This is a genomic window from Nocardioides sp. CF8 (genome assembly GCF_000389985.1).
In the GTDB taxonomy this organism is placed as follows: domain Bacteria; phylum Actinomycetota; class Actinomycetes; order Propionibacteriales; family Nocardioidaceae; genus Nocardioides; species Nocardioides allogilvus.
The window spans coordinates 198,034-203,663 of record NZ_CM001852.1 but is presented as its reverse complement, the minus strand read 5'-3'; the positions used below and the strand labels follow the sequence as shown (position 1 = coordinate 203,663).

The window sequence follows — 5,630 nt, the reverse complement described above, 5'->3', positions numbered from 1 at the left end:
GCCCAAGACGACCCCGGAGCCCAAGACGACGCCGCAGCCCGAGCCCACCCCCGAGCCGCCCGCGCCGCTCGCACCCGAGCTCGACCCGATCGTCCCCGAGGCTGAGCCCGCGCCGGCCCCCGACCCCGAGCTCGCCGCCCCGGTCGTTCCGCCAGCCTCCGCGGGCAGGCACGAGCCCAGCCCGGAGCCCGAGCCCAGCCCGGAGCCGGTGGCAGCTACGGAGCCCATGCCGAAGCGCGAGTTCTCGCTGCCGGCCATCCCGGCCCTCCAGGCAGCGCTGGCCGTCGGTGCGTTGATCGGCCTGCTCGCCGTACTCCTGACCTTCGCGTCGCTCAAGCTCTGCGAGGTCGTGCGCGGCACCGACTCGTGCGGCGGGCCGGGCCTGCTGCTGCTGGTCGCGACACTGGTGATCCTGACCTACGTCGGCGGCTGGCTGCTGCGCGGTTTCGGGATCGAGGACCCGGGCAGCACCAGCTTCCTCGCGGTCGGACTGCTCGCCGTGGCGGCGATGCTGTTCTTCCTCGACGTCATCTACAACTGGTGGATGGTCATCGTCATCCCGCTGGTCGCCATGGCGACCTACGCCCTCTCGTGGTGGGTGACCACGAGGTTCGTCGACATCGACGAGTAGCGCTCAGGCGCGGGTCGCCGCGATCAGCTCGGCGATCTGCACGGTGTTGAGGGCAGCGCCCTTGCGCAGGTTGTCGTTGCTGATGAACAGCGCGAGCCCGCGGTTGTCGTCGACACCCTCGTCCTGACGGATCCGGCCGACGTAGGACGGGTCCTTGCCGGCGGCGTGCAGCGGCGTCGGCACCTCGCGGAGCTCGACGCCGGGGGCGTCGGCCAGCAGCGCGCGCGCCTGGTCGGGGGTGAGCGGCGAGGCGAACTCCGCGTTGATCGCCAGCGAGTGACCGGTGAAGACCGGCACCCGGACGCAGATCCCGGAGACGCGCAGCTCGGGGAGGTCGAGGATCTTGCGGGACTCGTTGCGGAGCTTCTGCTCCTCGTCGGTCTCGTTGAGTCCGTCGTCGACGATGGAGCCGGCCAGCGGCAGCACGTTGTAGGCGATCGTCTCGACGTACTTGTTGGGCTCGGGGAACGTCACGGCCGAACCGTCGTAGGCCAGCTCACGGGCCTTCTCGCCGGCAGCGGTGACGCCACCCATCAGCTCGTCGACGCCAGCGACGCCCGAACCGGAGACGGCCTGGTAGGACGACACGACGAGTCGCTGCAGCCCGGCGGCCTCGTGGAGCGGCTTGAGCACCGGCATCGCGGCCATGGTCGTGCAGTTGGGATTGGCGATGATGCCCCGGCCAGCGGCCACGACGGCGTCGATCGCCGCCGGGTTGACCTCGGAGACGACGAGCGGGATCGCCGGGTCCTTGCGGAACGCCGACGAGTTGTCGATGACGATCACGCCGGCGTCGGCGAAGGTCTGCGCGAGCGCACGCGAGGTGGTGGCACCAGCGGAGAAGATCGCGATGTCGAGGCCGGTCGGGTCAGCGGTCGAGGCATCCTCCACGGTGACCTCGCGGTCGCCGAAGGGCAGCACCGTGCCGGCCGAGCGGGCGGAGGCGAAGAAACGGATCTCCCCGATCGGGAAGCCGCGCTCGAGCAGGATCTCGCGGACTGCGACGCCGACCTGACCGGTGGCGCCGACGATGCCCAGGTTGATGGCGCTCATCGCCCGCTCCCGCCGTACACGACAGCCTCGACCTCATCGGCGTCGAGGTCGAAGGCGCTGTGGGTCGCGCGGACGGCCTGGTCGACCTCGTCCTCGGTGACGACGACGGAGATGCGGATCTCGGAGGTGGAGATCATGCCGATGTTGACGCCCGCCTCAGCCAGCGCGGAGAAGAACTTCGCGGTGATGCCGGGGTGCGAGCGCATGCCGGCACCGATCAGCGAGACCTTGCCGATCTTGTCGTCGTAGAGCAGCTTGTCGTAGCCGACCTCGCCCTGGATCTTGGCCAGCGCGTTCATCGCCGTCTGGCCGTCGGTGCGCGGCAGCGTGAACGAGATGTCGGTCAGGCTGGTCGCCGCGGCCGAGACGTTCTGGACGATCATGTCGAGGTTGACCTGCGCCTCGGAGAGCGCCGCGAAGATGCGGGCGGCTTCGCCGACCTTGTCGGGTACGCCGACGACCGTGATCTTGGCTTCGCTGCGATCGTGCGCGACGCCGGAGATGATGGCCTGTTCCATGATGCCTCCGTCGGTGGGGTCTTCGACGACCCACGTGCCTTCGAGCTGACTGAATGACGAGCGGACGTGGATCGGGATGTTGTAGCGGCGGCCGTACTCCACGCAGCGCAGGTGCAGGATCTTGGCGCCGCAGGCAGCGAGCTCGAGCATCTCCTCGTAGGAGACCTTGTCGAGCTTCTGGGCGGCCGGCACGATCCGCGGGTCGGCGGTGAAGACGCCGTCGACGTCGGTGTAGATCTCGCAGACGTCGGCCTCCAGCGCCGCGGCCAGCGCGACCGCGGTGGTGTCGGTGCCGCCGCGACCCAGGGTGGTGATCTCCTTGGTGTCGGCACTGACGCCCTGGAAGCCGGCGACGATCACGATGTGACCGTCGGCGAGCGCGCTGGTGATGCGCCCGGGCGTGATGTCGATGATCTTCGCCTTGCCGTGCACCGAGTCGGTGATCACGCCGGCCTGCGAGCCGGTGAAGGAGCGGGCGGTGAAGCCGAGGTCGGAGATCGCCATCGCGACCAGCGCCATGGAGATGCGCTCACCGGCGGTGAGGAGCATGTCCATCTCGCGCGCCGGCGGCAGCGGGCTCACCGCACCGGCGAGGTCCAGCAGCTCGTCGGTGGAGTCACCCATCGCCGAGACGGCCACGACGACGTCATGGCCTGCCTTCTTGTTCTCCACGATCCTGCGCGCGACCCGCTTGATGGCGTCGGCGTCGGCGAGCGAGGAGCCGCCGTACTTCTGCACGACAATGCCCACGGTTTGGTCCTCGACGATCTCGGTAGACGACTTCTGCGTCGTGACGCTTCTGACGCGTGGATTCTACCGGGGCGGATCGACCGGGTCGTCCAACATCTCATGGGCGACCGTGAGGGCCTCCACGGTCTCCTCGAAGTCGGTGTCGAACCGGTCGTGCGCGACCACGGTCAGCAGCGCGTTGAGCGCTGCGCCGGCGAGGTTGCCCCAGTTGTTGACGTAGGAGAACTGCCACCACCACAGGGCCTCCTCGACGTTGCCCAGCTTGAAGTGGCGCAGGCCGTTGTCGAGGTCGATCGCGATGGACGTCAGGTCGTCGGAGAGCTGGCTCTGCACGACATCGGGCAGGTAGGGGTCGAACACGAAGCTGTAGGTGTCGACGCTGTCCAGCATCCGCGCCAGCCGCAGCCGCATGTCGTCGATGTCGGCCTCCGGGCCCACGTCGGGCTGGTATTCCTCCCGGGGCTGGAAGTCGAGCTGCGCGCCCAGCCGGGCGCCCGCGAGCAGCACCTGGCTGATCTCGAGCAGCAGCAGCGAGACGGCCTGGGCTCCGTTGCCGCCGCGCGCGATCGCACGCAGCGCAAGCAGGAAGCTCTCGATCTGGTCGGCGATCTGGGCGGCGAACTCGTCGGGGTCCGGCGGCGTCCGCTGCTGTGTGGTCTGGTCAGTCATCTGCTGATCGCCTTCCTGCGAATGCGCGCCCGAGGGTCACTTCGTCGGCGTACTCCAAGTCGCCGCCCACTGGCAGTCCACTCGCCAGCCGCGTCACGCGCAACCCCATGGGGTTGAGCATCCGGGTGAGATAGGTCGCGGTGGCCTCACCCTCGAGGTTGGGGTCGGTGGCCAAGATGACCTCCGTGACGGCACCGTCGGCGAGCCGGATCATCAGCTCGCGGATGCGCAGCTGCTCGGGGCCGATGCCGTCGATCGGCGAGATCGCGCCGCCGAGCACGTGGTAGCGGCCACGGAACTCGCGCGTGCGCTCGATGGCGACGACGTCCTTGTACTCCTCCACCACGCACAACAACGCCGGGTCGCGGCGCGGGTCGCGGCAGATGCGGCACTGCTCGTCCTGGGAGACGTTGAAGCAGATCGAGCAGAACCGCACCTTGTCCTTCACCTCGATCAGGACGTCAGCCAGGCGGCGTACGTCGGCCGGCTCGGCCTGCAGGAGGTGGAAGGCGATGCGTTGCGCGCTCTTGGGTCCGACGCCGGGGAGTCGACCCAGCTCGTCGATCAGGTCTTGGACGATGCCTTCGTACAACGAAGGACCCTAGAAACCGAGCTGGCCGCTGGGCGGCCCGCCCTCAGGGCCACCGAGACCGCCACCGGGGCCGCCACCGAGGCCCTCGAGCCCACCGGCCAGGGGGCCCATGGCCTCGCTGGCGATGGCCTCGGCCTTGGCCTTGGCGTCGCGGTAGGCGGCGATGATCATGTCGCTCAGGTCGGCGAGGTCGTCGGAGTCGGTGCCGTCGAACTGGCCCGCGGTGATGTCGACCCCGAGCAGCTCCCCGACGCCGTTGACGGTGACCGAGACCGCGCCGCCGGCGACCGTGCCCGACACCTTCTGCTCGGTGAGCTGCTCCTGCGCCTGCTGGAGCTGCTCCTGCATCTGCTGCGCCTGCTGGAGCAGGGCGTTCATGTCGAAACCGCCGCCGCCGAGTGCGTCGAAGGGGTTCTGGGTCATGAGGTCTCCCGGTGGGGTGCGGTGGGTGGGGATGTCGTGCTCACGAGTGCTTGATCTCCTCGACGATCTTCGCGCCGAGCGCCTGCTGCAGCAGGGCCGTGCTGTCGAGCCCCTGGGTGTCAGGGGCCGGATCGTCGGGATCTGCCGCCGCATCGGCCAACGCGCGGTGATCGACCGTGGTTCCCGGGTCGGCACCGGTCTCGCGCGAGCGCTCGAGCGCCTCGCGAGCGGCGGTGAGCCCCGTGGAGCCGGCCGGGCCGGGCGAGGCCGGGGGCGTCTGGGACGGGGACGTCTGGGTGTGGGCCGGCTGGGCCGCGTCGTCGGCTGCCCACGCGGGAGGTGAGTCGGGCGCAGCCGAGGCGGGCTCGTCGCTGGCCCACGCCGGCGCCTCAGCCGGTGGCGGCGTCGGCGCCGCGGGCGCGGTGGAGGACTGCTTCACGACGGGGCGCCCGGCATCGGGCTGCGCGCTCGGGTCGATGATGGCGTCGATGCGCCACTCCGCCCCGACGACGTCGATCGCCGCCTGGCGCAGGATCTCGTCGGAGCCCCCGGCCAGGAACGACTCCTTCGCACCGGCATTGGTGAACCCCAGCGTCAGCGTCTTGGCGTCCACCGCGATCACCTGGGCGTTCTGCGTCAGGTGGATCCAGGTCACGCGGCGCCGGGCCTTGGTCGCCTCGACGATGTCGGGCCACAAGCGGCGTACGTCGACGAGGCTGAGGTTGCTCCCGGCCCCGGTCGCCGCAGGCTCGGGTGTAGCGGGCGGCGCCACCACGGCAACCTGCTCCGCGGGCTGGTCGACGGGCGCGGTCGCCTCGACCGGCGGCATCGGTTCGTCGGCCGGCTCGTCGGAAGGGCCGTCGTCGAAGCGCGGCGGGGCGAACATCGGCTCGTGCTCGCCGTGCTCGACCGGAGCCGGCGTCGCCGTCGGCGGCTGGGCGGACCCGGCGGGCTGGGCCGGAGCCATCGCCGCCGGCTGGGCGGTCGGGGCGGG

The 5,630-nt window shown here is 70.4% G+C and carries 5 protein-coding genes and 2 pseudogenes; 1 reads left to right on the top strand and 6 read right to left on the bottom strand.

All coding sequences use genetic code 11. The annotated features are described in order from the left end of the window. Positions 1 to 631, top strand: a pseudogene (locus tag CF8_RS22235) (hypothetical protein); the annotation flags it as partial. Positions 632 to 634: 3 nt separating this feature from the next. On the opposite strand, the gene CF8_RS00985 reads toward CF8_RS22235, so the two are convergent. The 6 genes and pseudogenes from CF8_RS00985 to CF8_RS00960 form a co-directional block, all read right to left on the bottom strand. Further along, positions 635 to 1,684, bottom strand: coding sequence for an aspartate-semialdehyde dehydrogenase (locus tag CF8_RS00985; protein WP_010831273.1), 1,050 nt, complete (start codon positions 1,682 to 1,684; stop codon positions 635 to 637). Then, the gene (locus tag CF8_RS00980; RefSeq protein WP_036489941.1) at positions 1,681 to 2,952 is read right to left on the bottom strand and encodes an aspartate kinase; all 1,272 of its coding nucleotides are present in this window, start codon (positions 2,950 to 2,952) and stop codon (positions 1,681 to 1,683) included. Before CF8_RS00980 ends, CF8_RS00985 begins: the two co-directional genes overlap by 4 nt. Positions 2,953 to 3,015: 63 nt before the next feature. Further along, complete coding sequence (locus tag CF8_RS00975) at positions 3,016 to 3,621, bottom strand: DUF5063 domain-containing protein (RefSeq protein WP_010831271.1); 606 nt, start codon at positions 3,619 to 3,621, stop codon at positions 3,016 to 3,018. Beyond that, on the bottom strand, positions 3,614 to 4,213 hold the full coding sequence (gene recR / locus CF8_RS00970; RefSeq protein ID WP_010831270.1) for a recombination mediator RecR: 600 nt from the start codon (positions 4,211 to 4,213) through the stop codon (positions 3,614 to 3,616). The genes CF8_RS00975 and recR overlap by 8 nt, the downstream gene beginning before the upstream one ends. Before the next feature lie 9 nt (positions 4,214 to 4,222). Beyond that, positions 4,223 to 4,636 carry a YbaB/EbfC family nucleoid-associated protein gene (locus CF8_RS00965; RefSeq protein ID WP_010831269.1) on the bottom strand — a complete coding sequence of 138 codons (414 nt, stop codon included), beginning with the start codon at positions 4,634 to 4,636 and terminating at the stop codon, positions 4,223 to 4,225. A 40-nt stretch (positions 4,637 to 4,676) separates the two neighbouring features. Then, positions 4,677 to 5,630, bottom strand: a pseudogene (locus tag CF8_RS00960) (hypothetical protein); the annotation flags it as partial.

What these genes read in the sequence shown, in the direction of transcription:
- CF8_RS00965 (WP_010831269.1), bottom strand. Translation starts at nt 4,636, where the DNA reads ATGACCCAGAACCCCTTCGACGCACTCGGCGGCGGCGGTTTCGACATG.
- CF8_RS00975 (WP_010831271.1), bottom strand. Translation starts at nt 3,621, where the DNA reads ATGACTGACCAGACCACACAGCAGCGGACGCCGCCGGACCCCGACGAG.
- CF8_RS00985 (WP_010831273.1), bottom strand. Translation starts at nt 1,684, where the DNA reads ATGAGCGCCATCAACCTGGGCATCGTCGGCGCCACCGGTCAGGTCGGC.